The following is a 26,111-nucleotide window of genomic DNA, read 5'->3' on the forward strand; positions in this document are numbered from 1 at the left end:
TAATGCTGGCCATGCGCAATCTCGACCTCGAGCTGATCCGGGCCTTCGTCGCCGTCGCCGACCATGGCAGCATGACGGTCGCAGGCAATGCGCTGCATCTGACGCAAAGCGCCGTCAGCCAGCAGATCATGCGGTTGGAGCGACGCCTCGGGCAGGTCCTGTTCCTGCGTGAGCGGCGCGGGTTGAAGCTGACGGCCGCTGGCGAGCGCCTGCTCGCCAAGGCGCGCCGGCTCATTGGGCTCAACGACGAGATCTGGTCCGAGATGACCACCAGTTTCGGTGGCAAGGTGCGGCTCGGCGTTCCCTATGATCTCGTCGGCACCTCCCTCGCTCCGATTCTGAAGGGCTTTGCCGAAGCGAGCCCGCTGGTCGAGATTTCGCTGGTCTGCGCCTCCTCGCCGCAATTGCTGGAGGCGCTCGGCAAGGGCGAGGTCGATCTTGCCCTGGTCGAGGAGCCGCTCGCCACCGCGGGCGGGGAATGCCTCGGCATCGAACGATTGGTCTGGGTCGGCGCCAGGGCCGGCAATGCCCATCTGAAGCAGCCTTTGCCGCTGTCGCTGGTCGCCGATAGCTGCGCCTTTCGGCCAGCGGTGACCGAAGCGCTCGACGCGCAAGGGCGCGGCTGGCGCAGCGTGTTCGAGAACGGCAATATCGATGCGACCACGGCGACAGTCAGGACCGACCTTGCCGTTACCGCCTGGCTCGCCTGCACGGTTCCGCCCGATCTCGACATTCTCGGGGTCGGCGAAGGATTGCCCGAGCTGCCGCCCTTCGCGATCACGCTGCATCTATCGCGCTCGCAGCCTTCTGAGGCAGCGCGCGAGCTCGCCCGTCATCTGCGCGCCGGCTGGTTGCGTCCGCGCCAGGCCGCATAGACTTCCTGCCTCGCCGAGGGTTGCGGGCCAGCCCGCCCTGCCGTAACCCGGGAGGCGACGTCTCATCCTGCCTCAAGGCCATGTCCGCTACGCTTCCCGAACGTTATGACGCCCTGGTCGCCTCGGGCGCGATCGAGCGCGATCCGGCGCAGATCGCCGTCGTCAGGCGGTTGCAGGCGCTGTCCGAGACGCTTGCCAGCCGCAAGCTGGCGAAGAAGAGCAGCGCGCTCGGCTGGCTGTTCGGCCGCAAGCAGCCGGCATTGGACGGGGTCAAGGGCCTCTACATCTGGGGCTCGGTCGGCCGCGGCAAGACCATGCTGATGGACCTGTTCTACGAGACGGTCCCGGTCGCGGCACGCCGCCGAGTGCACTTCCACGCGTTCATGGCCGATGTGCACGAGCGCATCCACGCCTATCGCCAGGCGCTCAAGGCCGGGGCGGTCAAGGACCCCGATCCGATCGGCCCGGTGGCGGCCGAGCTGGCGGAAGAGGCGAGCCTGCTCTGCTTCGACGAGTTCACCGTCACCGACATCGCCGATGCGATGATCCTGGGGCGGCTATTCACGGCGCTGTTCGCTGCCGGCGTGATCGTAGTCGCGACCTCGAACGTCGAGCCCTCACGCCTCTATGAAGGGGGACTCAATCGCGCACTCTTCCTGCCCTTCATTGAATTGCTCGCCAGCAAGGTCGACGTCATCAAGCTGGAGGCGCGTACCGATTTCCGGCTGGAGAAGCTCGGTGGCGCTCCGACCTATCACGTGCCCGCCGACGACAAGGCGCGGGCCGCGCTCGACAAGGCCTTCAGCCAGCTCACCGGCGTGGCGCAGGGCGCGCCGGTGACGATCTCGATCAAGGGGCACGACCTGAAGCTGCCGCAGGCGGCGGGCGCGGTTGCGCGGGCGAGCTTTGCCGATCTCTGCGCCCAGGCCTATGGCGCCTCGGACTACCTTGCGCTCGCCCAGCGCTTCCATACGCTGATCCTCGACGGGATCCCGATCATGGACATCGAACGGCGCAATGAGGCCAAGCGCTTCATCATCCTGATCGACACGCTCTACGAGGGCCATGTGAAACTCGTCGCCTCGGCCGCAGCGGAGCCGACCGGCCTCTATGTCGCGCAGTCCGGCCGCGAGGCCTTCGAGTTCGACCGGACGGTGTCGCGCCTGATCGAAATGCGCTCGGAAGAATATCTCGCTTTGCCGCATGGACGGGCCGATTCGGCTGCGAGCGGCGATACGACCGGGTTGGTGGAGACCTGACCGTGGCCACGCAGCGCGAGCCGAGCGAGATGCGTATCCTCTCGGTCGCCGGCGAGCACCTGCGCCAGCACGGCCTGCGCCGTTTCACCGTCGTCGCGGTGGCGGAAGAGGCCGGCATGACGCATGCCAATGTCTACCGCTACTTCCCCTCGCGCACGGCGCTGATCGATGCGGTGGTCGATGTCTGGCTGAAGGCGACCGAGCGCTCGCTCGCCGACATTGCCGACGGGCCCGACCCGGCCGAGGACAAGCTCGAACGCTTGATCCTGGCGCTCGCCAAGGCGAATCGCGACCTGCTGCATGAGGAGCCGCATCTGTTCGCGGCATTGTCGCAGGCGGTGGCGAAGCGCCACGCGATCAGCCGGCGCAACCGCACCCGGGTGCGCGCCCTGTTCGAGCGCGTGATCGACGATGGCATCGCGACCGGAGCCTTCGAGCCGCGCGACCGCGACCGCGCTATTGCCTTCGTGATCGACGCCACACACCGTTTCATCCATCCTGCGGCGCTGGAACTCGAGGCGGATGTGCCGCAGGCATCGGTCGATGCCAGGCTTGCGACGCTGATCAGGGTGGCGCTGCGGACGCTCGCGACGGGTGTCATCTAAGAAAATGACAGATTTTGTAAAATGTAACTGCCTGTTTGCGATGCAGGTTGACGATCCGATTTTGGCGGTTAGCTTCTAACGGCTTGGTTTTTCTGGATTTTCCGTGATTATGATGCCGAATTCGCGATTTGGGGCAGTTCCAATGTCCGATCTCGCACAGGGTTGAGCCCGGCGGCGGCTTGCGTCAAAGAACCGTCGGCTTTTTGGCTTCAACTGCTCTCGCATCCAACAACAAGGATTCGGCAATGGCCCGCAAGAAGATCGCCCTCATCGGCGCCGGACAGATCGGCGGCACGCTCGCTCACCTCGCCGGTCTCAAGGAACTGGGCGACGTCGTCCTGTTCGACATCGCCGAGGGCATCCCTCAAGGCAAAGGCCTCGACATCGCCGAGTCCGCCCCGGTCGACGGCTTCGACGCTGGCTACAAGGGCACGCAGTCCTATGAGGACATCAAGGGCGCCGATGTGGTGATCGTCACCGCTGGCGTGCCGCGCAAGCCCGGCATGAGCCGCGACGACCTGATCGGCATCAACCTCAAGGTGATGAAGTCGGTCGGTGAGGGCATCAAGACCTACGCTCCCAAGGCCTTCGTGATCTGCATCACCAATCCGCTCGACGCGATGGTCTGGGCGCTGCAGAAGTTCTCGGGCCTGAAGCCCAACATGATCTGCGGCATGGCCGGCGTGCTCGACTCCGCCCGCTTCCGCCACTTCCTCGCCGACGAGTTCAAGGTCTCGGTCAAGGACGTCTCGGCCTTCGTGCTCGGCGGCCATGGCGACGACATGGTGCCGCTGGTCCGCTATTCCGGCGTCGCCGGTATCCCGCTGCCCGACCTCGTCAAGATGAAGTGGACGACGCAGGAGCGCCTCGACGCCATCGTCGAGCGGACCCGCAAGGGCGGCGGCGAGATCGTCAACCTGCTCAAGACCGGCTCGGCCTTCTACGCCCCGGCGGCCTCCGCGATCGCGATGGCCGAGAGCTATCTCAAGGACCAGAAGCGCGTGCTGCCGGCGGCTGCGGCGCTCAGGGGCCAGTACGGCGTCAAGGACATGTTCGTCGGCGTGCCGGTCGTGATCGGCGCCAAGGGCATCGAGCGCGTCGTCAAGATCCGCCTCAATGGCGCCGAGAAGGAGATGCTCGCTAAGTCGGTCGCCTCGGTCCAGAGCTTGATCGACGCCTGCAAGACGGTCGACGCGTCATTGGCGTGAGACAGATCGGTGGCGTGATGCCGCGTGGCTGCGACGCAGCCAGCCGTCACGCCGCCGCCTCTCCCTTTTCCGGCACAGGACATCAGGCATGAACATCCACGAATATCAGGGCAAGGCGGTTCTCAAGGAGTACGGCGCCCCCGTCTCCGCCGGCTTCCCGGCGCTATCGGTGGCGGAGGCCGTCGAGGCGGCCAAGAAGCTGCCCGGACCGCTCTATGTGGTGAAGAGCCAGATCCATGCCGGCGGCCGCGGCAAGGGCAAGTTCAAGGAACTGCCGGCCGATGCCAAGGGCGGCGTGCGGCTGGCCAAGTCGATCGATGAGGTCGAAAGCCACGCCAAGGAGATGCTCGGCAACACGCTGGTGACGGCGCAGACCGGCCCGGCCGGCAAGCAGGTCAACCGCCTCTACATCGAGGACGGTTCGGACATCGCCAAGGAGTTCTACCTCTCGGCGCTGGTCGACCGTGAGACCTCGCGCGTCGCCTTCGTGGTTTCGACCGAGGGCGGCATGGACATCGAGAAGGTGGCCCATGACACGCCGGAGAAGATCCTGACCTTCTCCGTCGATCCGGCTACCGGCATCATGCCGCACCACGGCCGCACCGTCGCCAAGGCGCTCGGCCTCGGCGGTGAGCAGGCCAAGCAGGCCGCAACAGTGCTTGGCCAAGTCTATGCCGCCTTCGTCGGCAAGGACATGGCGATGCTCGAGATCAACCCGCTGATCGTGACGACGCAGGGCCAGGTCAAGTGCCTCGACGCCAAGGTCTCGTTCGATTCGAACTCGCTCTACCGCCATCCCGAGCTGATGGAGCTGCGTGACGAGACCGAGGAGGACGCCAAGGAGATCGAGGCGTCGAAATACGACCTCGCTTATATCGCGCTCGACGGCACTATCGGCTGCATGGTCAACGGCGCCGGCCTTGCCATGGCGACGCTCGACATCATCCAGCTCTACGGCGAAAGCCCGGCGAACTTCCTCGACGTCGGCGGCGGCGCCTCCGAGGAGAAGGTTACCGCGGCCTTCAAGATCATCACCGCCGACCCGAAGGTGAAGGGCATCCTGGTCAACATCTTCGGCGGCATCATGAAGTGCGACGTCATCGCTCGCGGCGTGATCGCGGCCGTGAAGACGGTTGGACTCGAAGTGCCGCTGGTGGTGCGCCTCGAAGGCACCAATGTCGAGGAGGGCAAGGAGATCATCCGGACCTCGGGCCTGAACGTCATCCCGGCGGATGATCTCGACGACGCGGCTCAGAAGATCGTCGCTGCGATCAAGAAGGCTTGAGGTAAACCGATGTCCATCCTGATCGACAAGAACACCAAGGTCATCTGCCAGGGCTTCACCGGCAAGAACGGCACCTTCCACTCGGAGCAGGCGATCGCCTATGGCACGCTGATGGTCGGCGGCACCTCGCCGGGGAAGGGCGGAGCGCTGCATCTCGGCCTGCCGGTCTTCGACACCGTCGCCGAGGCGCGTGAGAAGACCGGGGCGACCGCCTCGGTGGTCTACGTGCCGCCGCCGGGTGCGGCCGACGCGATCTGCGAGGCGATCGACGCCGAGATTCCGCTGATCATCTGCATCACCGAGGGCATTCCGGTGCTCGACATGGTCAGGGTCAAGCGCTCGCTCTCCGGCTCGAAGTCGCGGCTGATCGGGCCGAACTGCCCGGGCGTCGTCACCGCTGGCGAGTCGAAGATCGGCATCATGCCGGCTAACATCTTCAAGCCAGGCTCGGTCGGCATCGTCTCGCGCTCCGGCACGCTGACCTATGAGGCGGTGTTCCAGACCACGAACGAAGGCCTCGGCCAGACCACGGCCGTCGGCATCGGCGGCGACCCGGTCAAGGGCACCGAGTTCATCGACATGCTCGAGATGTTCCTCGCCGACGAGAAGACCACGTCGATCGTGATGATCGGCGAGATCGGCGGTTCGGCCGAAGAGGAAGCGGCTCAGTTCATCAAGGACGAAGCCAAGCGTGGCCGCAAGAAGCCGATGGTCGGCTTCATCGCCGGCCGCACGGCGCCTCCCGGTCGCCGCATGGGTCATGCGGGCGCGATCATCTCCGGCGGCAAGGGCGGCGCGGAAGACAAGATCGCGGCGATGGAAGCCGCCGGCATCCGGGTCTCGCCCTCGCCGGCTCGCCTCGGAAAGACCTTGGTCGAGGTGTTGAAGGGCTGAGGTTCAGGGTCATTCCAGGATGCGCCGCGGGCGCGTCCTGGAACCCATGAATGCAAGTCGCGGCAGCAAGGGGCTGTCGCGGTTATGGATTTCGGGCTCCGGCAGCGCCGGCCCCGGGATGACGGGATGAGGAAGGCAGGACGACCATGGCTCGCCAGGACATCAACGAGGCTCTCGCACAGACCGGGTTCCTCTATGGCGGCAACGCGGCCTATATCGAGGACCTCTACGCCCGCTATCAGGCCGATCCGAAGTCGGTCGATCCGGAGTGGCAGGGTTTCTTCGCCGGTCTGAACGACGACAAGCAGTCGGTCGTCGACAATGCCAAGGGCGCGTCCTGGAAGCGGCCGAACTGGCCGATCCCCGCCAGCGGCGAGCTGGTCTCGGCGCTGGACGGCAACTGGGCTGCAGTCGAGAAGGCGGTCGGCGAGAAGCTAGGCGCCAAGGCCAAGGCTGCCGGCGCGACCCTGTCGGCTGCCGATGTCCAGCAGGCGACGCGCGACTCGGTGCGCGCGATCATGCTGATCCGCGCCTATCGCATGCGCGGCCATCTCCATGCCCAGCTCGATCCGCTCGGCATCGAGGGCCAGAAGGATCCGGAGGAGCTGTCTCCGGCGGCTTTCGGCTTCTCTGAAGCCGATCTCGACCGCAAGATCTTCATCGACAACGTGCTCGGCCTGGAGTTCGCCACCATCCGCGAGATGACGGCGATCCTGCAGCGGACCTACTGCCAGACTATCGGCATCGAGTTCATGCACATCTCCGACCCCGAGCAGAAGGCCTGGCTGCAGGAGCGGATCGAGGGGCCGGACAAGGAAATCGCCTTCACCCGCGAGGGCAAGAAGGCGATCCTGAACAAGCTGATCGAGACCGAAGGCTTCGAGAAGTTCCTTGACCTGAAGTTCACCGGCACCAAGCGCTTCGGCCTCGACGGCGGCGAGTCGCTGGTTCCGGCGCTGGAGCAGATCATCAAGCGCGGCGGCTCGCTCGGCGTGCGTGACATCGTCTTCGGCATGGCCCATCGCGGCCGCCTCAATGTGTTGACGCAGGTGCTGGGCAAGCCGCACCGCGCCCTGTTCCACGAGTTCAAGGGTGGCTCCTTCGCCCCCGACGACGTCGAGGGCTCTGGCGACGTCAAATACCATCTCGGCGCCTCGTCGGACCGCGAGTTCGACGGCAACAATGTCCACGTCTCGCTGACCGCCAACCCCTCGCATCTCGAGATCGTCGACCCCGTCGTGCTCGGCAAGGTCCGCGCCAAGCAGGACCAGTTCGGCGACATCGTCGAGCGCTCCAAGGTGCTGCCGCTGCTGATCCATGGCGATGCCGCCTTCGCCGGCCAGGGCGTGGTGGCCGAATGCCTCGGCCTGTCCGGGCTGAAGGGCCACCGCACCGGCGGCTCGCTGCACTTCATCATCAACAACCAGATCGGCTTCACCACCTATCCGCGCTATTCGCGCTCCTCGCCCTATCCGTCCGACGTGGCGAAGATGGTCGAGGCCCCGGTCTTCCATGTGAACGGCGACGATCCCGAAGCGGTCGTCTTTGCCGCCAAGATCGCGATCGAGTTCCGGCAGAAGTTCCACAAGCCGGTCGTGATCGACATGTTCTGCTATCGCCGCTTCGGCCACAATGAAGGCGACGAGCCCGGCTTCACCCAGCCGCTGATGTACCGCAAGATCCGTGGCCACAAGTCGACGCTGGAGCTCTACGGCACCAAGCTCGAGGCCGAGGGTGTGATCCAGCCGGGCGAGCTCGACCAGATGCGTGCTGCCTGGAAGGAGAAGCTCGAGGTCGAGTTCGACGCCGGCCAGGCCTTCAAGCCGAACAAGGCCGACTGGCTCGACGGCCGCTGGGCCGGCATGAAGGCGATCCGCGCTGACGAGGACGATCCGCGCCGCGGCGCGACCGGCGTCCCGGAAGCGGTGCTGAAGGAGATCACGCAGAAGATCACCGAGGTGCCGGAGGGCTTCAACGTCCACAAGACGATCCAGCGCTTCCTCGACAACCGCCGCAAGGCGGTCGAGAGCGGGCAGGGCATCGACTGGGCGACAGCGGAGGCGCTCGCCTTCGGCTCGCTCTTGCTCGACGGCAATCCGGTGCGCCTCTCCGGCCAGGATTGCGAGCGCGGCACCTTCAGCCAACGCCATTCGGTGCTGATCGAGCAGGAGACCGAGGCACGCCATACCTCGCTGAACCATATCCGCGAGGGTCAGTCCCGCTACGAGGTCATCAACTCGATGCTCTCGGAAGAGGCGGTGCTCGGCTTCGAGTACGGCTACACCCTGTCGGAGCCGAACGCGCTGACGATGTGGGAGGCGCAGTTCGGCGACTTCGCCAATGGCGCGCAGGTCGTGTTCGACCAGTTCATCTCCTCGGGCGAGCGCAAGTGGCTGCGCATGTCGGGCCTGGTCTGCCTGCTGCCGCATGGCTATGAGGGCCAGGGTCCGGAGCATTCCTCGGCCCGCCTTGAGCGCTTCCTGCAGATGTGCGCCGAGGACAATATGCAGGTGGCGAACTGCTCGACCCCGGCGAGCTATTTCCACATCCTGCGCCGGCAGCTGAAGCGTGATTTCCGCAAGCCGCTGATCCTGATGACGCCGAAGTCGCTGCTGCGCCACAAGCGCTGCGTTTCCGACCTGTCGGAACTGGCGGAGGGCTCGACCTTCCATCGCGTGCTGCACGACGATGCCGAGCGCGGCAAGTCGACCACCAAGCTGGTCAAGGACTCGAAGATCCGCCGCGTCGTGCTCTGCTCGGGCAAGGTCTATTTCGACCTACTGGAGGAGCGCGAGAAGCGCGGCATCGACGATGTCTACCTGATGCGCGTCGAGCAGCTCTACCCCTTCCCGCTGAAGTCGCTGGCGCAGGAGCTGGCGCGCTTCAAGAGCGCCGACGTCGTCTGGTGCCAGGAGGAGCCGAAGAACCAGGGCTCCTGGACCTTCGTCGAGCCCTATCTGGAGTGGGTGCTGGGCCATGCCGGCTCGAAGTCGAAGCGGCCGCGCTATGTCGGCCGCCCGGCCTCGGCCGCGACCGCCACCGGCCTGATGTCGAAGCACACCGCCCAGCTCAACGCATTCCTGGACGAGACCTTCGCGGTCTGATCCTTCGCCTGATTAAAGACACGAGAAGAGGCCTGACATGGCGACCGAAATCCGCGTTCCGACCCTCGGCGAATCCGTCTCCGAGGCCACCATCGGCAAGTGGTTCAAGAAGCCGGGCGACGCGGTGAAGGCGGATGAGCCTTTGGTCGAGCTCGAGACCGACAAGGTGACGCTCGAGGTCAACGCGCCGGCGGCCGGCGTGCTCGGCGAGATCGTCGCCAAGGAAGGCGAGACGGTCGGCGTCAGCGCGCTCCTCGGCACGATCTCGGCCGGCGACGGCAAGGCGGCGGTCGCTTCGGCCAAGCCTGCTGCCGAAGCACCGAAGCCGGCTGCCGCTGCTCCGGCCGCTACCGCCCCGGCGACCAAGGCGGCCGATTCCGGCCCGGCCGTTTCGCGCCTCGCCGCCGAGAGCGGCGTCGACCCGTCCAAGGTTGCAGCCTCGGGCAAGGATGGCCGCGTCACCAAGGGCGACATGCTGGCCGCGATCGCGACCGGCCCTGCTGTTGTCTCTGCGGCGCCTGCCGCCCCGGTTCAGGTCCGGGCGCCGTCGGCTCCGGATGACGCCTCGCGCGAAGAGCGGGTCAAGATGACCAAGCTGCGCCAGACCATCGCGCGCCGCCTCAAGGAAGCCCAGACCAACGCCGCCATGCTGACCACCTTCAACGAGGTGGACATGACCAACGTCATGGCGCTGCGCAACCAGTACAAGGACGTGTTCGAGAAGAAGCACGGCGTGAAGCTCGGCTTCATGGGCTTCTTCGTGAAGGCCTGCGTGCAGGCGCTGAAGGAGCTCCCGGCGGTCAATGCCGAGATCGACGGCACCGACATCGTCTACAAGAACTACTACCACATCGGCGTTGCGGTCGGCACTGACAAGGGCCTGGTCGTGCCGGTGGTGCGCGATGCCGACGAGCTTTCCATTGCCGGCGTCGAGAAGAAGATCGGCGAGTTCGGCAAGAAGGCCCGTGACGGCGCCCTCAAGATCGAGGAGATGCAGGGCGGCACCTTCACCATCTCGAATGGCGGCGTCTACGGCTCGTTGATGTCGACGCCGATCCTGAACGCGCCGCAATCGGCGATCCTGGGCATGCACAAGATCCAGGAGCGGCCGATGGTCGTCGGTGGCCAGATCGTGATCCGGCCGATGATGTATCTGGCGGTCAGCTACGATCACCGCATCATCGACGGCAAGGAGGCCGTTACCTTCCTCGTCCGCGTCAAGGAAGGCCTGGAGGATCCGGCGCGCCTCGTGCTCGACCTCTGAGACCTGCCTGATGGCGATCCCGGCAAAGCTCGTCTCTGTTGGTCTCGCCATCGCCGGCATCGTCAACCTGTTGCCGACAATTGGCGTGGCCGGGGCCGGCTGGTTGCGCTCCCTCTACGGTTTCGAGATCGCCAATCCCGATCTCGAAATCCTGCTGCGGCACCGCGCTCTGCTGTTCGGGATTGTGGGCGTGCTGCTGCTGGCGGCCACCCTCCGCCCCGGGCTGCGCGATGTGGCCGTGCTCGTCGCTGGCGCGAGCATGGCGAGCTTCATCGTGATCGCGCTCCTCGTCGGCGGCTATGGCCCCGCCATCAGAAAGGTCGTGATCGCCGATATCATCGGGCTCCTGGCCCTCGTGCCGGCGATCGTCGCACGGTTTGTGCCATCGCATCGGTAAGATGAGGTGACGAAGTTGCCCACGCAGTCCGCCGTGATCGTTCGATCTGCCTAGGAGACGGAGCATGGCTTTCGGACCCAATCCGCCACCGATCCAGGCGCATATCTGCGTCAAAGGCGGCGAAGAGGCGATCGCCTTCTACGAGAAGGCTTTTGGCGCGCAGTGCAGCTTCAAAGCCATGGCCGATGACGGCAAGCGCGTGATGCACGCCAACCTTGCGCTCTTCGGCGGCGAGGTCATGCTGCATGACGAGTTCCCGGAGTTCGGCGGCGATGTGATGGCGCCGAGCTCGCATGGCGGCGCCAGCATCGCGATCAGCATCAACCTGCCGGCACCGGCCGACGTCGATGCCGCTGTCGCCAGGGCGCAGGCTGCCGGCGCCAGTGTCGTCATGCCGCCGAGCGACGTGTTCTGGGGCGCGCGCTATGCACGGCTGCGCGATCCCTTCGGCCATGTCTGGGCCTTCAACGCGCCGCTGGCGCAGCAATCGTAAAATCTGACCGAAAGAGAGACCATGTCCTACGATCTCGTCGTCATCGGAACCGGCCCCGGCGGCTATGTCTGCGCCATCCGCGCCGCCCAGCTCGGCCTCAAGGTTGCGGTGGTCGAGAAGCGCAAGACCCATGGCGGCACCTGCCTGAACGTCGGCTGCATACCCTCAAAGGCGCTGCTGCACGCGTCCGAGATGTTCGACGAGGTCTCCCACACCTTCCCCGGCCTCGGCATCATCACGGCTAAGCCCAAGCTCGATCTGAAGCAGATGATGGTCCACAAGCAGGAGACCATCGACGCCAACGTCAACGGCGTCGCCTTCTTGCTGAAGAAGAACAAGATCGAGGCGTTCCACGGCACGGCCTCGATCCCGGCCGCCGGCAAGGTCGTCGTCACCGCCGAGGACGGCAAGACGCAGGAGCTCACGACCAAGAATATCGTCATCGCCACCGGTTCGGAATCGACGGCGCTGCCGGGTGTCACCACCGACGAGAAGACCGTGGTGACCTCGACCGGCGGGCTTGAGCTTTCCTCCGTGCCGAAGGAGCTGCTGGTGGTCGGCGCCGGCGTAATCGGGCTTGAGATCGGCTCGGTCTGGGCCCGGCTCGGCGCCAAGGTCACGGTGGTCGAATTCCTCGACCGCATCCTACCCGGCATGGATGACGAGATCGCCAAGCAGTTCCAGCGGATGCTGCAGAAGCAGGGCTTCACCTTCCATCTCGGCTCGAAGGTCACCAAGGTCGAGACGGCCAAGAAGGGCGGCGCCACCGTCACCGTCGAGCCGGCCGCCGGCGGCGAGGCCAAGACGCTCAACGCCGACATCGTGCTGGTCGCGATCGGCCGGCGCCCGAACACGGACGGCCTCGGCCTCGACAAGGCCGGCGTCGCGACCGAGCGTGGCCGCGTCGTCATCGACGACCATTTCCAGACCAATGTGCCGGGCATCTACGCGATCGGCGACGTGGTGCGCGGGCCGATGCTGGCGCACAAAGCCGAGGATGAAGGCGTCGCCGTCGCCGAGATACTCGCCGGCAAGCATGGCCATGTGAACTACGACGCCATTCCCGGCATCGTCTACACCGCCCCCGAGGTCGCCGCGATCGGCAAGACCGAGGAGGAGCTGAAGGCGGCGGGCGTCGCGTACAAGGTCGGCAAGTTCCCGTTTACGGCCAATGGTCGGGCGCGCGCGATCAAGCACACTGACGGCTTCGTCAAATTCCTCGCCGATGCCGCGACCGACCGGGTGCTAGGCTGCCATATCATCGGCCCGCATGCCGGCGACCTGATCGCCGAGGTGACCGTGCTGATGGAGTTCGGTGGCTCCGCGGAAGACCTCGCCCGCACCTGCCATGCTCACCCGACGCTGGCCGAAGCGGTCAAGGAAGCGGCGCTCGCCGTCGACAAGCGCCAGATCCATATGTGATCGGGGCTGCTCGTTTCGTGGATTGGCGGCGCCGTGATAGGCTTCCGCCGATGACGCGAGACGAGGCAGCTTTCGAATTGGCGCTGCGCGCCGATGCCCTGCGCGCCCGTGGTGCGCAGGCGGCCTACCTCTTTGGCTCGACGGCGCGGAACGAAGCGACGAACAGTAGCGACATCGATGTCTTCATTGACGTCGCTCCCGGCCGCAAGTTCTCGTTGGTCGATCTAGCAGGAATGCGCAGCTATCTCGCCGAGCAGCTCGGTGTCGAGATCGACCTGACAACACGCAAGGGGCTGCATCCCAAGCTGCGGGAGCAGATTGAAGGCGAAGCCATCAGGGTCTTCTGATGGTGCGACGTGTCGATGTCGTCCTCGAAGACATTCTCGACGCGATCGCGTTGATCGAAGAGGCTGCTGCAGGTCATGACCGCGCAAGCTTCAGCAAAGCCCTATTCGTGCAGCGCGGGGTCGAGCGATCGCTGGAGATCATCTCCGAGGCGGCGCGCCACCTTCCCGACGATCTACTCGCGCTGCGGCCGGAGATCGCATGGGCTGATATCCGTGCGATCGGCAATCTGATCCGGCACGAGTACTGGCGCGTCGACCCCGATATCGTCTGGGCCGTGATTACCGACGACCTTCCGCCGCTTCGCGCTGCGGTCGAAGACCTCCTCGCACGCTGGCGCGCTTGATCGTCAGCCCCGCCGTGCGCGATAGGCCGTCAGCGTGTTGCGCAGCAGGCAGGCGATGGTCATCGGGCCGACGCCGCCGGGCACCGGCGTGATCGCGCCGGCAATTTCGGCCGCTTCGGCATAGTCGACATCGCCGGCGAGCTTGCCGTCGAGCATGCGGTTGATGCCGACATCGATCACCGTGGCGCCGGGCTTGATCCAGTCGCCTTTGATCATCCGCGGGCGGCCGACGGCCGCGACGACAATGTCGGCGCGCTTCACGACCGCCGCGAGGTCGCGCGTGCGTGAATGGGCGATCGTCACCGTGCAGTCGGCCTGCAGCAGCAACTGCGCGACCGGGCGCCCGACGAGTTCCGAACGGCCGACGACGACGGCTTCCAGCCCCGAGAGCGACGGCAGCGTCTGCTTCAGCAGCAACATGCAGCCGAGCGGCGTGCAGGGCACGAGGCCGTTCTTGCCGCCGGCGAGCAGGCCGGCATTGATCGGGTGCAGCCCGTCGACATCCTTGGCCGGGTCGATGGCGCCGATGATCCGGCCGGTGTCGATATGCTTCGGCAACGGCAGCTGGACCAGGATGCCGTCGACGCTGTCATCGGCGTTCAGCTCGGCGATCTTCGCGAGCAGCGCTGCTTCGGTCGTCTCGGCCGGCAGGCGGTGGGCGACCGAGTTCATGCCGATTTCGGTCGCGAGCTTTTCCTTGGAGGCGACGTAGACCCGGCTCGCCGGATCATCGCCGACGAGGACGACGTGCAGACCGGGGGTGGGCTTGCCGGTAGCCTTGAGCGCTGCGATCTCGCGGCCGATCTCGGCCCGCAGTTCAGCCGCCGCCGCCTTGCCGTCTATGATGCGTGCCGTCATGACCAGCTCCGTCCTGCGCTGCTTGATCGCCAATCGTCCTGGTGGACGCAAAACGGCGATCGAGCTCCTTGTTGAGGCATCGGATCGAAAAGTGGATTCCAGTTTTCAGTTTGATGCTCTGCGCCGTTCTCTTGCTGCATCGCGACAGAACGGACAAGTGCAGCTTTGCCTTGAATGTCTCGCGGGTGGGGATGTCGTCGGCGCGGCTTGATCGCAACGCGTCGAGCCAGCATGGTCGGCGCGTGATTCAGATGGCAGCAGGCAAGCCGGAGACAGCGACGTGACCACCGGCTTTGCGGCGACCCCGGATTCCGGCAGCTATGTGCTGCGCAATGCCAGGGCGCCTGCCTGCTTGGTCGAAGCCGGCAGCCTGGCGAGCGACCGCGACGGTCTCGCCTTGTTGGACATCAGGGTCGAGGACGGCGCCATCGCCTCGATCCTGCCGGCGGGCACGCCCGCGCTCGATGCTGTACCGGCACTCGACCTCGATGGCGGCATCGTTCTGCCCCGGTTGGTCGATGTCCACACCCATCTCGACAAGGGCCATATCTGGCCGCGCCGGCCCAATCCGGATGGCAGCTTCATGGGCGCGTTGAGCGCGGTCGCGGCTGATCGCGAGGCGAGCTGGTCAGCCGAAGACGTGCGGATGCGCATGGAGTTCGGCCTGCGCTGCGCCTATGCCCATGGCACGGCGGCGATCCGCACCCATCTCGACTCGCTCGACAAGCAGATCGGTATCTCCTGGCCCGTCTATGCCGAGCTCAAAGCCGAGTGGGCCGGGCGGATCGCGCTGCAGGCGTCGCCGCTGTTCGGTGTCGATGCCGTCGCCGATCCGGCGCATATGCAGGCGATAACCCGCGCCGTGACGGCGCATGGCGACCGGCTGCTCGGCGCCGTCACCTATATGGTGCCCGAGCTCGACGCCGCGCTCGACACGCTGTTCCGGACCGCGATCGAGCATGGCTTCGATCTCGACTTCCATGTCGATGAGACCAACGACCCGGCGGCGCGCTCGCTCGAGCACATCGCCGATGCGGCGCTGCGCCATCGCTTCCCGGGCAAGATCCTGACGGGGCATTGCTGCTCGCTCTCGCTGCAGACGCCGCAGGATGAGGCGCGCATCATTGCCAAGGTCAGGGAGGCCGGGATCGCTGTGGTCTCGCTGCCGATGTGCAACATGTATCTGCAGGATCGCCAGCGCGGGCGCACGCCGCGGTGGCGCGGCGTCACCGCGCTGCACGAGCTCAAGGCGGCGGGCGTGCCGGTGGTGATCGCCTCCGACAACACCCGCGACCCGTTCTACGCCTATGGCGACCTCGACCTCGTCGAGACGCTGCGTGAGGGCACCCGCATCCTCCAGCTCGACCATTCCGACCGCGACTGGACGAAGGCGATCGCCGTGACGCCGGCCAAGGTCATGGGCCTTCCGGGAACCGGCCGGCTTTCACCAGGCGGCCCCGCCGACCTGATCCTGACGCGGGCCCGGGACTGGACCGAGTTCTTCGCCCGGCCGCAGGCCGACCGGACCGTATTGGTCGCAGGCCGCGCCATCGACCGCAGCTTGCCCGATTATCGCGAACTCGATCATCTCATGAGCCGCTCCGCATGACCGCACGCTACGATATCGACGCGCTGAAGCGCCGCCTGAATGGCATCCGCACCGAGGACAATCCGGCGCTGGTCAAGCAGAAGAGCCGCGATTTCTTCTGGTACTCGCCGAAGCTGAAGCGCCAGCTCGATCATGTCGTCGCCGACATCATCGTATCGCCAGTAAGCGAGGCGCAGGTGCTGGAGACGCTCGCGGCGGCGCATGCGCTCGGCATACCGGTGACGCCGCGCGGCACCGGCACCGGCAATTACGGCCAGGCGATGCCACTCTCGGGCGGGATCGTGCTCGACCTCTCCGGCTTCAACAAGGTGAAGAGCATCGAGGCTGGGCGCTATGTCGCGGAGCCCGGCGCCGTGCTGGCCAAGATCGACCAGGAGACACGCGCCCATTCGCGCCAGGAGATCAGGCTGCACCCCTCGACCTATCACACCGCGTCGGTCGGCGGCTTCATCGCCGGCGGCTCCGGCGGCGTCGGCTCGATCAAATGGGGCGGCCTGCGCGACTGGGGCAACATCATCTCTCTGCGCGTCGCCACCATGGAAGGTACGCCGCGCATCCTCGAGCTCCAGGGCGAGGACCTGCACAAGGTCGCCCATGCCTATGGCACCAACGGCATCATCACCGAGGTCGAGATGCCGCTTGGCCCCGCCTATGCCTGGGTCGACGTCATCCTCGGCTTCGATGAGCTACGAGCCGCGACCGAGTTCGCCAACGCGCTCGGTGAGCAGGACGGGCTGGCGCTGAAGAACCTCGCCGTGGTCGCCGCGCCTGCGCCGCACGACTATTTCCTGCGCCACAGGAAGTTCCTGCCGCGCGAGAGCCATTGCGTCCTGATCATGGTCGCTGATTTCGCGGTGGAATCGATGCTGGCTTTCGCCCGCCGCTTTGGCGGCTCGCAGCTGCTGATGCGTTCCGACAGGCTGACGGCGGAGGAGGCGAAGGGGTTGCCGCCGACCTTCGAGCTCGGCTGGAACCACACCACCTTGCGGGCACTCCGCGTCGATCCGGCGATCACCTATCTGCAGGTGCTCTATCCCTTCCCGAACCAGGTCGATCTCGTCGACAAGATCCATGCCCGCTTCGGCGACGAGGTCACCTGCCATCTCGAGTTCGTCCGCTTCGACGGCAAGATCACCTGTTTCGGCCTGCCGCTGGTGCGCTTCACCAGCGAGGAGCGGCTGGAGGAGATCATGGCGATCCATGAGGAGATGGGCGCGCCGATCTTCAACCCGCATCGCTACACGCTGGAGGAGGGCGGGATGAAGCAGACCGACGAGGTCCAGCTCGCCTTCAAGCGCGAGGCCGATCCGCAGGGGCTGCTCAACCCCGGCAAGATGATCGCCTGGGAAGACCCGGCTTACGATTACCGCTCGGGCAAGACCTTCCTGTTCCGCGCCCTCGGCGAAGCCGGCGTCGGCGCCTGAGACCGTCGATGCGCGCGCTCGTCCTCTACGCGCACCCCGACCCCACGAGCTTCGGGGCGGCCGTGCACGAGACGCTCGTCTCTGCGCTGCGCCGCGCCGGGCACGAGGTCGATGATTGCGATCTCTACGCCGAAGGCTTCGATCCGGTCCTGAGCCGCGAGGAGCGCGTCGGCTACCATGATCTCGCCAGCAACCAAAGCTCCGTAGCCGGCTATGTTGAGCGCTTGCAGGCGGCGGAAGCGTTGTTCCTGTGCTTCCCGGTCTGGAACTACGGCTATCCGGCGATCATGAAGGGCTATTTCGACCGCGTCTTCCTGCCGGGTGTTTCGTTCAAGCTGGTCGACGGCTCGATCCGACCCAATCTCTGGAATATTCGCCGGCTGATGACCGTGACGAGCTATGGCGGTTCGCGCTGGCGCACGATGCTGATGGGCGATCCGCCGCGACGGCAGATCAAGCGGGGATTGCGGGCGGTTTGCCATCCGGCAGCGCGGGTTTCCTATCTGGCGCATTACGATATGAACCGCTCGACGCCTGAGAGCCGCGCGGCGTTTCTGGCCAAGGTCGAGCGGGAAATCGCACGGATTCAAGAGCCTGTCTGACAGTTGTCATCAGCCTGTCATGAAGGCGCGCGATTGCACAGCCGGCGAAAAGTATCCGCAACCTTTTCCAAGGGCCGGCTCATGACCAAGTCCCTCGAAAAAAGCGTCGGCCGTGCCCTCCTGGTGACGGCGCGCCTGCACAGAGCGCGGATGGGCGAGCGCCTCAACGCGCTCGGGCTCTTTCCAGGCCAGGAGCAGGCGCTGAAATCGCTGCAGACAGCGCCGATGACGATGGGCGAATTGGCGAGCCTGCTGCGGGTCAAGCCGCCGACCGTCTCGAAGACGATCGGCCGGCTTTCGCTGCAGGGCCTCGTCACCCGCGAGGGCGGTGGCCGCGACGGCAGGCTGGTGCAGGTGGCGTTGACCGAGAATGGGCAAAAGACCGCGGTCGCGCTCGATGCGGTCTGGAACCAGGTCGAGGAAGAGCTGCTCGAGAAGCTCGACGCCAAGGAGCGCAAGCAGCTGCGCAAGCTGCTGCGTAAGGCGGCGAAGGGCCTGTCGAAGGCCGGCGCCGATGCCGACGACGGCGAGGACGAGGCTGAGGACGCAGCCTGATCAGCCTCGGCTCCAGCGGCATGATCCGCATGCGTCCTAGGGCTGGCTTCGTGCTTTAAATCGGTTCATTGGTAGTCCGTCATTCCTCCAGAGCATGACGGACTCCGCGCTTGTCGGCCGCTCCCGCTCCGCTTCCGGATACGCGCCGGACACGCCTGATCGCCATCGCGTTGATGAGTGGGGCGATCGTCTGCTTCTCGCTGCTCGACGCCTGCGCGAAATGGCTCGGCGGGACGATGCATCCGATGCAGGTCGTGCTGGCGCGCTATCTGGTCAGCGTCGCCCTGGTCTCGCTCCTGCTCAATCCCTGGAGCCACCCCGGCATCACCCGGACCAAGCGACCCTGGCTGCAGGGCTTCCGCTCGCTGTTGTTGCTCGGCTCGACGGCGCTCAACTTTGTCGCGCTGCAATATCTGCAACTCGCCGAGACCGTCTCGATCATGTTCGCGGGGCCCCTGCTGGTCGCGCTGCTCGCCGGGCCCTTGCTCGGCGAATGGGCCGGACCGCGCCGGCTGATCGCGATCGGCGTCGGCTTCCTCGGGGTGCTGGTGGTGACAAGGCCCGGGGTGGGAGGCCTGCACCCTGCGGCGCTGCTCAGTGTCTGCGGCTGCTTCTGCTACGCCTTCTACAGCCTGTCGACCCGGATGCTGGCCTCGAGCGATTCCCCGCAGACGACGATGTTCTATTCCGGCATCGGCGGCGTCGTGCTGATGCTGCCGTTGCTGCCGCTGTTCTGGTCCTGGCCTCAGAACTGGCAGAGCTGGCTGCTGATGGGCGGAACCGGCTTCTTCGGGGCGCTCGGCCATTGGCTGCTGATCCTGGCGCATCAGCGGGCGCCGGCGACGATCCTGGCGCCGTTCATCTATTCGCAGATCGTCTGGATGATCCTGCTCGGCTGGTTCGTCTTCGGCCAGATCCCCGACCGCTTCACCTTCATCGGTGCCGCGGTCGTCATCGCCTCCGGGCTCTATCTGCTCTATCGCGAGCGCGTCCGGGCCGTGCCCGAAGGCTCGGCTCGGCTCGATTGAGGCCGGCACGGTCCTTGAAGCCTCCATCCGTGAATGGAGGCCATAATGACGGTTTTGCACCGCAACTGGCTACCGGCGGTCCCGTTCGGCACAGTTGTGGCCCGGACGTGCCCCGTTACGACACAAGCGCCAGGCTCAGCCGAGCGAAACTTTGCTCTGCCCGGCGACGAAGTCGGAGAGCATCGGCACATAGTCCTCGCCCATGCCGCTCGCGACGGCCGCCGCATAGACGTTCTTGACCGCTCCGCCGACCGGGTTCGGGACGCCGGCGGCGTTGGCGAGGCTCTCCAGGTAGCGCACGTCCTTCAGCGCGTTGGAAAGCGTGAACTTGTGTGCATCCGGATCGCGTTCGAGCACGTACTTCATGAAGGTCTGGTAGAAACCGCACTCCATGCGCCCGCCGGAGATGACGCTGTTGAAGGTCTGCGGGGTGATGCCGACCTTCTGCGCCAGGGTCAGCGCCTCGGCGTAGATCGCGCCATAGCCGAGGGAGAGGAAATTGTTGAGCAGCTTCATCTTGTGGCCGTCCCCGACGGGGCCGAGATGCACGATCTTCTGGGCCCAGGCTTCGCAGACCGGGCGGATGCGCTCGAAAACCGCACTGTCGGCCCCAATCATCGTCGAGAGTTGACCGAGTTTCGCCTGGGCGGGTGTTCCGCCCAGCGGAGCGTCGCAGAGATGCAGACCCATGGCAGCGAGCCGTTCCGCCAAAGCGATCGTCGAGACAGGGTCGGAGGTCGAGCAGTCGACGATGATCGTGCCGGGCTTTGCGCCGGCGGCGATGCCATCGGGGCCGCTGATGACCTGTTCGACCTGCGGCGAGCCGGTAACGCAGAGGAAGATGATGCTCGCCTTCCCGGCGAGTTCCCGCGGGGTCGCGGCTTCCGTTGCGCCGGCGGCCTTGAGCTCTTCCACGGGCTTGCGGTTGCGATGGCCCATGACTGTGAGAGGGAAGCCCTTGGCGAGAATACAGCTCGCCATGCCCTGACCCATGTAACCAACGCCGATGAAGCCGATCGATTCTTTAGTCGTGCTCATCTTCAGTTTCTCCGAAATCTATGAGATGGAACAAGGGAATGCGGAACGATTTGGCCAAGAACTGGTTGAATGCAGCGGCTTCCAGGCTTCAGGAGAAGCGAGTGATGGCGAACGACGGACACTCGCGCGACCCCTCGGGGGCCGGGAGGGCGGGTGTCAAACCCGGTGGCCGTGGCCGCGTTACCTTGCAGATCATCGCCGATCGGCTGGAGGTTTCGACCGCGACCGTCTCGCTCGCGTTGCGCGAGAGCCCGCTCGTTGCCGATAGCACCCGCCTGCGCGTACAGCAGATCGCGCGAGAGATGGGTTACAGCTACAACCGCAGCGCGGCCTCGCTGCGGACCGACCGGACCAACATCCTCGGCGTCGGCTTCCACGACATCACCAATCCTTACTTCGCCGAGCTGCTCGCCGCGATCGAGGAGACGGCGACGACGCATGGCCGCTCGATCCTGCTCGGGACCTATGCGGAGAACCTGCAGCGGCAGGACCGCGTCCTCAACACCCTCAAGGAATACCGGCCTGACGGCATGATCATCTGCCCGGCTGGCGGCACCACGGCGGAGACGCTGCAGCACCTGATGGCGGCGCAAGTGCCGCTGGTGCAGCTTTCGCGAGAGATCCCCGGCATCGGTCTCGATTTCGTCGGCTCGGATGACCGCCACGGCACTGTGCTCGCCGTCGAGCATCTGCTCGGGCTTGGTCATCGCCGCATCGCCTTCCTCGGCGAGAGCCCGCTGATCTCGACCGGCCGCAATCGTTATCGCGGCTATTGCGAGACGCTGGCCAGGCACGGCCTGCCGCTCGATCCGACGATCGTCTATTCGGCCTATGGCACGCGCGAGAATGGCCTGAAGGGCGTCCAGAAGGTGCTCGACGCCGCTGATCCGCCGACTGCCGCTGTCTGCTTCAACGACCTCACCGCCTTCGGCGCGATGCTCGGCTTGCGTCATCGCGGCCTGGAGGCCGGCGCGGACTTCTCGGTCATTGGCTGCGATGACGTCCAGGAAGCGTCGCAATGGTATCCGGCGCTGACGACGCTGAAGAATTTCCAGGATGATATGGGGCGGACATCGGCGGAGCTGCTGCTGCGCCGGATCGCCGATCCGTCGGCGCCGCCGCAGCGCGTCGTGCTGACGCCGGAACTCGTTGTGCGCGGGACGACGGCGCCGCCGAAGACGTCGCGCTGAGGCTAGAGTATTTCCGCGTTTCTCCGAACCGCGGAAATACTCTAAGTTTTTGTTTTGAAGCATTTTCTTCACGCGAACCGGTACCCACTTCGCTCGAAAATGCTCTCGTTCAGGCATCGCCGTCTGGCTTGCGGTTCAACGCCCGATAGGCGCGCACCACATGCGAGTCGTCGCGCCCGCCATGGCCGAGACCCGAGGCGGCGAGGAACATCTGGTGCGCGGCCGCGGCGAGCGGCAACGCCGCTTTGGCGGCGCGCCCGGCATCGAGGACGATGCCGAGGTCCTTGACGAAGATATCGACGGCGCTGGCTACCGGCGGCTCGTCTTCGAGCATGCGTGGGCCGCGATCCCTGAGCATCCAGGAAGAGGCGGCCGAGCCGCCCATGATTTCGAACAGCACCCGGCCATCAATGCCGGCCTTCTGCGCCAGCGAGAGCGCCTCGGCCGCCACGGCGATATGGACGCCGCAGAGCAATTGGTTGACGGTCTTCACCGTCGCGCCCTGGCCCGGCTTCTCGCCGACATGGAAGACCTTGTCGCCCATCGCGTCGAGCACGGGCTGGACCCTGGCGAAGCTCCCAGCCGGAGCGCCGACCATGATGGTCAGCGTGCCGCCCTGCGCGCCTTTCACACCGCCGGAGACCGGCGCATCGACGAAATCACGGCCGGTCTTCGTCACCGCCTCGGCAATGGCTTCGACCTCGCCCGGCGGACAGGTCGCCATCAGGATGACACTGGCGCCAGGGGCGAGCGCCGTCAGCGCACCAGCATCGAACAGGACGGAGCGGGCCTGAGCGGCGTTGACCACCATGAGCACGAGTGTGTCTGCGCCCTGGGCTGCAGCAGCAGCGCTGTCGGCAGCATGACCACCGGCAGCCACGAGCGCTGCCCGGGCACTCTCCCGCATATCGAAACCGGTGACGCGGAACTGGCGCTTGACGAGATTCTCGGCCATCGGCGCGCCCATGGCGCCGAGCCCGACGAAGGCAATGGAAGTCACGGATATCTGGCCTTGGTTCGGGGAGGGCGGCCAGGAGACCGCCCGTCTTACGACATCACTCCTTCACCGCGCCGGTGAGCGAGGCGACGTAGTAGTCGACGAAGAAGGAATAGAGCAGGGCGACGGGGATGGAGCCGAGCAGTGCGCCGGCCATCAGCGAGCCCCAGTGGTAGACGTCGCCCTCGACCAACTGGGTCAGCACCGCGACCGGGACCGTCTTCTTCTCGGCCGACTGGATGAAGGCGAGCGCGTAGATGAACTCGTTCCAGGACAGGGTGAAGGCAAAGATGCCGGCCGAGATCAGCCCCGGCAGGGCGAGCGGCAAGGTGATCTGCCAGAGGATCTGCAGGCGGGTCGCGCCATCGATCATGGCGCATTCCTCGAGCTCGTAGGGGATCGACTTGAAGTAGCCGATCAGGAGCCAGGTGCAGAACGGGATCAGGAAGGTTGGATAGGTGAGAATCAACGCCCATTGCGAGTCGAACAGACCGAGCTGGAAGATCAGTGTCGCCATCGGGATGAACAGGATCGAGGGCGGCACCAGATAGGCGAGGTAAATCGCCAGGCCGACATATTGCGAGCCCTTGAACTTGAGGCGCTGGATCGCATAGGCGGCGAGCACGCTGGAGAAGAGCGAGAGCACGGTCGCGACGGTCGCGACCGTCATCGTCGTCAGCAGCCATTGCGGATAATCGGTCTGGAACAGCAGCCGCTTGATGTTGTCCAGCGTCGGCGATTGCACCCAGAACGGGTTGTAGGTCTTGTAATCGTAGAGCTCGGCGTTTGGTTTGATGGCGGTGATCGCCATCCAATAGAATGGGAAGAGCAGCACGATCACGAAGATCGACAGCGGCAGGTAGACCGTGATGAAGCGGCGCGGGCCCGACGACCAGTCGATGACGCCGGTATTCTCCTTCTCGACGAGGTGCGGGCGCTCCGCGGCAGTGTGATCAGTCATTGTCTTCTCCCTGCTGCCATTTGCGGCGGGCGAGCGCGTAGTAGCTGAACAGGGTGGCCAGCACGAGGAAGGGGATCATCGCCACCGCGATCGCGGCACCCTCGCCGAGCTGGCCGCCGGGAATGCCGCGCTGGAAGGCGAGCGTCGCCATCAGGTGGGTCGAGTTGATCGGCCCGCCGCGGGTGATGGCGTAGACGAGCTGGAAGTCGGTGAAGGTGAACAGCACCGAGAAGGTCAGCACCACCGCGAGAATCGGCATCAGCATCGGGAAGGTGACGTGGCGGAAGCGCTGCCAGGCATTGGCGCCGTCGAGCATCGCCGCCTCGTAGAGCGACGGTGAGATCGTCTGCAGCCCGGCGAGCAGGCTGATCGCGACGAAGGGGATGCCGCGCCAGGTGTTGGCGGCGATCAGCGACCAGCGCGCCGCCCAGGGTTCGCCGAGGAAGTCGATATAGCTGGTGCGCCAGCCGAGCACGTCGACCAGCACATAGGAGATGATCGAGAACTGCGGGTCGTAGATCCACCAGAAGGCGATGGCCGAGAGCACCGTCGGCACGATCCAGGGCACCAGGATCAGCGCGCGCAGCAGCGACTTGAAGGGCAGGTGGTTGTTGAGCAGCAGCGCCAGCCAGAGGCCGAGCGCGAACTTCCCGACCGTCGCGACGCCGGTATAGAGCAGCGTGTTCCAGACCGAGGTGATGAAGACCCGGTCGTGCCAGAGCGATTCGAAGTTCTCCAAGCCGATGAAATGGCCGGAACGTCCGATCTTCGTGTCGGTGAAGGCGAGCCAGATGCCCAGGCCGAGCGGATAGGTCAGAAAGATCAGCAGCAGAGCCGCCGCCGGCAGGAGGCAGAGGAAGATCAGGACAGACTTGTTGTCGAGCAGCCGGACCAGCCAGTTCTGCGGCATCTGGTGGACGGTCCTGGCTTCCGCGGCGATCGTCATGGCGCTCCTTTCCGTGAAACAGCCGCGCCGCCGGACCTCCGGCGGCGCGGTCGCGGCGATCAGGTGCGGTAGTAGCGCTTGGCGCGGCGCTCGGCCTCGGCGGCGGCTTCCTCAGGCGTCGCCTGACCGGCGCAGACGGAGGCGACCATCTGGACCATGACGTATTCGGCGTTGACCGTGCCGGCAGCCTCGGTGATCGCGCCCTTGTAGCCGCTCCAGAGCGCCCGCTCCCAGGTGTCGCGATAGACCAGGATCTTGGGATCGCTCTCCCAGACCTTGCTTTTCGCGTAGCCCTTGAGCGGCTGGGTCCAGTAGCCGAAGCAGCCGGTCAGCCACTTGTCGTACTGGTCGTTCTCCATCATGAAGCGGAGATATTCCTTGGCGGCGTTCGGGAACTTGGTGTGCTTGAACACCATGGCGTTGATGACCAGCGCCGTCTCGGTCGGCCGCCCGACACCGGCGCCGACCGGCATCGGCGCATGATTGAGGTCCTTGCCGATCGCCGAGATCTTCTCGTCCTTCGAGTTCTTGATCGAGAAGTAGAGCGAGACACCGTTCTGGGTCAGGCCGATTTCGCCGGCGGTCAGCGCCTTGTTGTTGCTGATGTCGAGCCAGGACAGCGTGCCCGGGATGAAGGTCTCGTAGAGCGCCTTGGCGTATTTCAGCGCCTCGATCGTCTCCTTGCTGTTGATCGCGACCTTGTTGTTCTCGTCGACCATGTAGCCGCCATGCGACCAGACCAGCCAGTTGCAGAAGGAGTTGCCGTCACCGACCGCGTTGCCGAGCGCGAAGCCGGAGGGGTGGCCCTTCGCCTTGAGCTTGCGGCAGAGGTCGAGGAAGCCGGCATGGTCCTTCGGGAAGGTGTCGAAGCCCGCTTCCTTGACCCAGGATTCGCGATAGACCGCCGGGCCGCCGGAACCGCCCATCGGGATCGAGATCCAGGTGTTGGTCTTGTCCTTCTTGCCGTATTTCTCGGCGACCGGGTACCAGCCGCCATATTTCTTGCCGAGATCCTCGGCGACCTGCGTCAGATCGAGAAGCTTGTCGGCGAAGATGTGCGGATCGTCGGCCCAGCCGACGACGATGTCGGGCCCGGCGCCGGTGTTGGCGGTCACGGCGGTCTGCGGGCGCAGATCCTCCCAGCTGGCATAATCGACGCGGACCTGAACGCCGGTCGCCTTTGTGAAGGCTTCCGTGTTCTCATTGAAGATCGTCTGGTCGGGGTCGACGAACTTGGTCGGACGCAGCACGCGCAGCGTCGCGCCCTTCTCGATATTGGCCGTCTGGGCGATGGACGGCACAGGCAAGGTGGCACCGGCTGCGAGGCCCGCGCCACCGATCAATACATCGCGTCTGGAAATCGTCATTGCTTGTCTCCTCCTGGTGGCCGCGAGGCCCTGCATGGG

General features: G+C 65.6%; 25 protein-coding genes and 1 pseudogene. 20 read left to right on the forward strand and 6 right to left on the reverse strand.

The window, feature by feature from the left end:
• Window positions 1-11 precede the first annotated feature (11 nt).
• The 13 genes from ACSQ3M_RS20030 to ACSQ3M_RS20090 all read left to right on the forward strand — a co-directional run bounded on the left by ACSQ3M_RS20030 (window position 12) and on the right by ACSQ3M_RS20090 (window position 13,497).
• Window positions 12-875, forward strand: a complete 864-nt coding sequence (locus ACSQ3M_RS20030; protein ID WP_436151830.1) for a LysR family transcriptional regulator — start codon at window positions 12-14, stop codon at window positions 873-875.
• An 80-nt stretch (window positions 876-955) separates the two neighbouring features.
• Window positions 956-2,134 carry a cell division protein ZapE gene (gene zapE / locus ACSQ3M_RS20035; protein WP_436151831.1) on the forward strand — a complete coding sequence of 393 codons (1,179 nt, stop codon included), beginning with the start codon at window positions 956-958 and terminating at the stop codon, window positions 2,132-2,134.
• Between the two features lie 2 nt (window positions 2,135-2,136).
• Window positions 2,137-2,739, forward strand: a complete 603-nt coding sequence (locus tag ACSQ3M_RS20040; RefSeq protein WP_436151832.1) for a TetR/AcrR family transcriptional regulator — start codon at window positions 2,137-2,139, stop codon at window positions 2,737-2,739.
• Between the two features lie 245 nt (window positions 2,740-2,984).
• Window positions 2,985-3,947 (forward strand): malate dehydrogenase, encoded by a 963-nt coding sequence (gene mdh / locus ACSQ3M_RS20045; RefSeq protein ID WP_436151833.1) that lies wholly within the window; start codon window positions 2,985-2,987, stop codon window positions 3,945-3,947.
• An 88-nt stretch (window positions 3,948-4,035) separates the two neighbouring features.
• Window positions 4,036-5,232, forward strand: coding sequence for an ADP-forming succinate--CoA ligase subunit beta (sucC, locus tag ACSQ3M_RS20050; protein ID WP_436151834.1), 1,197 nt, complete (start codon window positions 4,036-4,038; stop codon window positions 5,230-5,232).
• Window positions 5,233-5,241: 9 nt separating this feature from the next.
• The gene (gene sucD, locus ACSQ3M_RS20055) at window positions 5,242-6,126 is read left to right on the forward strand and encodes a succinate--CoA ligase subunit alpha (protein ID WP_436151835.1); all 885 of its coding nucleotides are present in this window, start codon (window positions 5,242-5,244) and stop codon (window positions 6,124-6,126) included.
• Window positions 6,127-6,272: 146 nt separating this feature from the next.
• Window positions 6,273-9,230: a 2-oxoglutarate dehydrogenase E1 component gene (locus tag ACSQ3M_RS20060; protein ID WP_436151836.1), complete on the forward strand. Its 2,958-nt coding sequence runs from the start codon at window positions 6,273-6,275 to the stop codon at window positions 9,228-9,230.
• 37 nt (window positions 9,231-9,267) lie between these two features.
• Complete coding sequence (gene odhB, locus ACSQ3M_RS20065) at window positions 9,268-10,494, forward strand: 2-oxoglutarate dehydrogenase complex dihydrolipoyllysine-residue succinyltransferase (protein WP_436151837.1); 1,227 nt, start codon at window positions 9,268-9,270, stop codon at window positions 10,492-10,494.
• A 10-nt stretch (window positions 10,495-10,504) separates the two neighbouring features.
• The gene (locus ACSQ3M_RS20070) at window positions 10,505-10,891 is read left to right on the forward strand and encodes a hypothetical protein (RefSeq protein ID WP_436151838.1); all 387 of its coding nucleotides are present in this window, start codon (window positions 10,505-10,507) and stop codon (window positions 10,889-10,891) included.
• A gap of 64 nt (window positions 10,892-10,955) precedes the next feature.
• Window positions 10,956-11,384, forward strand: a complete 429-nt coding sequence (locus tag ACSQ3M_RS20075) for a VOC family protein (RefSeq protein WP_436151839.1) — start codon at window positions 10,956-10,958, stop codon at window positions 11,382-11,384.
• A gap of 21 nt (window positions 11,385-11,405) precedes the next feature.
• Window positions 11,406-12,806 (forward strand): dihydrolipoyl dehydrogenase, encoded by a 1,401-nt coding sequence (gene lpdA, locus ACSQ3M_RS20080; protein ID WP_436151840.1) that lies wholly within the window; start codon window positions 11,406-11,408, stop codon window positions 12,804-12,806.
• A gap of 77 nt (window positions 12,807-12,883) precedes the next feature.
• On the forward strand, window positions 12,884-13,153 hold the full coding sequence (locus ACSQ3M_RS20085; RefSeq protein ID WP_436151841.1) for a nucleotidyltransferase family protein: 270 nt from the start codon (window positions 12,884-12,886) through the stop codon (window positions 13,151-13,153).
• On the forward strand, window positions 13,153-13,497 hold the full coding sequence (locus tag ACSQ3M_RS20090) for a HepT-like ribonuclease domain-containing protein (RefSeq protein WP_436151842.1): 345 nt from the start codon (window positions 13,153-13,155) through the stop codon (window positions 13,495-13,497). The genes ACSQ3M_RS20085 and ACSQ3M_RS20090 overlap by 1 nt, the downstream gene beginning before the upstream one ends.
• A gap of 3 nt (window positions 13,498-13,500) precedes the next feature.
• Here the strand turns inward: ACSQ3M_RS20090 and folD are convergent, their stop codons facing one another.
• The gene (gene folD / locus ACSQ3M_RS20095; RefSeq protein WP_436151843.1) at window positions 13,501-14,355 is read right to left on the reverse strand and encodes a bifunctional methylenetetrahydrofolate dehydrogenase/methenyltetrahydrofolate cyclohydrolase FolD; all 855 of its coding nucleotides are present in this window, start codon (window positions 14,353-14,355) and stop codon (window positions 13,501-13,503) included.
• Here folD and ACSQ3M_RS20100 point away from each other — a divergent pair.
• The 6 genes from ACSQ3M_RS20100 to ACSQ3M_RS20125 all read left to right on the forward strand — a co-directional run bounded on the left by ACSQ3M_RS20100 (window position 14,354) and on the right by ACSQ3M_RS20125 (window position 19,573).
• Window positions 14,354-14,566, forward strand: coding sequence for a hypothetical protein (locus ACSQ3M_RS20100; RefSeq protein WP_436151844.1), 213 nt, complete (start codon window positions 14,354-14,356; stop codon window positions 14,564-14,566). The genes folD and ACSQ3M_RS20100 overlap by 2 nt on opposite strands.
• 69 nt (window positions 14,567-14,635) lie before the next feature.
• Window positions 14,636-15,964, forward strand: coding sequence for a cytosine deaminase (locus ACSQ3M_RS20105; protein WP_436151845.1), 1,329 nt, complete (start codon window positions 14,636-14,638; stop codon window positions 15,962-15,964).
• Complete coding sequence (locus ACSQ3M_RS20110; protein WP_436151846.1) at window positions 15,961-17,388, forward strand: FAD-binding oxidoreductase; 1,428 nt, start codon at window positions 15,961-15,963, stop codon at window positions 17,386-17,388. The genes ACSQ3M_RS20105 and ACSQ3M_RS20110 overlap by 4 nt, the downstream gene beginning before the upstream one ends.
• Window positions 17,389-17,396: 8 nt before the next feature.
• Window positions 17,397-17,990 (forward strand): NAD(P)H-dependent oxidoreductase, encoded by a 594-nt coding sequence (locus ACSQ3M_RS20115; RefSeq protein WP_436151847.1) that lies wholly within the window; start codon window positions 17,397-17,399, stop codon window positions 17,988-17,990.
• Between the two features lie 81 nt (window positions 17,991-18,071).
• The gene (locus ACSQ3M_RS20120; protein WP_436151848.1) at window positions 18,072-18,545 is read left to right on the forward strand and encodes a MarR family winged helix-turn-helix transcriptional regulator; all 474 of its coding nucleotides are present in this window, start codon (window positions 18,072-18,074) and stop codon (window positions 18,543-18,545) included.
• A 110-nt stretch (window positions 18,546-18,655) separates the two neighbouring features.
• Complete coding sequence (locus tag ACSQ3M_RS20125; RefSeq protein ID WP_436151849.1) at window positions 18,656-19,573, forward strand: DMT family transporter; 918 nt, start codon at window positions 18,656-18,658, stop codon at window positions 19,571-19,573.
• Window positions 19,574-19,708: 135 nt separating this feature from the next.
• On the opposite strand, the gene ACSQ3M_RS20130 is transcribed toward ACSQ3M_RS20125, so the two are convergent.
• Window positions 19,709-20,611: an NAD(P)-dependent oxidoreductase gene (locus tag ACSQ3M_RS20130; protein ID WP_436151850.1), complete on the reverse strand. Its 903-nt coding sequence runs from the start codon at window positions 20,609-20,611 to the stop codon at window positions 19,709-19,711.
• A gap of 104 nt (window positions 20,612-20,715) precedes the next feature.
• Between ACSQ3M_RS20130 and ACSQ3M_RS20135 the strand changes: the two genes are divergently transcribed.
• Window positions 20,716-21,801 (forward strand): LacI family DNA-binding transcriptional regulator, encoded by a 1,086-nt coding sequence (locus ACSQ3M_RS20135; RefSeq protein ID WP_436151851.1) that lies wholly within the window; start codon window positions 20,716-20,718, stop codon window positions 21,799-21,801.
• Window positions 21,802-21,910: 109 nt separating this feature from the next.
• On the opposite strand, the pseudogene ACSQ3M_RS20140 reads toward ACSQ3M_RS20135, so the two are convergent.
• The 4 genes and pseudogenes from ACSQ3M_RS20140 to ACSQ3M_RS20155 all read right to left on the reverse strand — a co-directional run.
• A pseudogene (locus tag ACSQ3M_RS20140) lies at window positions 21,911-22,864 on the reverse strand (NAD(P)-dependent oxidoreductase); the annotation flags it as partial.
• Window positions 22,857-23,759, reverse strand: coding sequence for a carbohydrate ABC transporter permease (locus ACSQ3M_RS20145; RefSeq protein ID WP_436151852.1), 903 nt, complete (start codon window positions 23,757-23,759; stop codon window positions 22,857-22,859). The pseudogene ACSQ3M_RS20140 and the gene ACSQ3M_RS20145, both read right to left, overlap by 8 nt.
• Window positions 23,752-24,669, reverse strand: coding sequence for a carbohydrate ABC transporter permease (locus ACSQ3M_RS20150; protein ID WP_436151948.1), 918 nt, complete (start codon window positions 24,667-24,669; stop codon window positions 23,752-23,754). Before ACSQ3M_RS20150 ends, ACSQ3M_RS20145 begins: the two co-directional genes overlap by 8 nt.
• Before the next feature lie 95 nt (window positions 24,670-24,764).
• On the reverse strand, window positions 24,765-26,072 hold the full coding sequence (locus tag ACSQ3M_RS20155; RefSeq protein ID WP_436151853.1) for an ABC transporter substrate-binding protein: 1,308 nt from the start codon (window positions 26,070-26,072) through the stop codon (window positions 24,765-24,767).
• Window positions 26,073-26,111: the final 39 nt, after the last annotated feature.

The organism is Allobosea sp. LjRoot90 (assembly GCF_964254315.1).
In the GTDB taxonomy this organism is placed as follows: domain Bacteria; phylum Pseudomonadota; class Alphaproteobacteria; order Rhizobiales; family Beijerinckiaceae; genus Allobosea.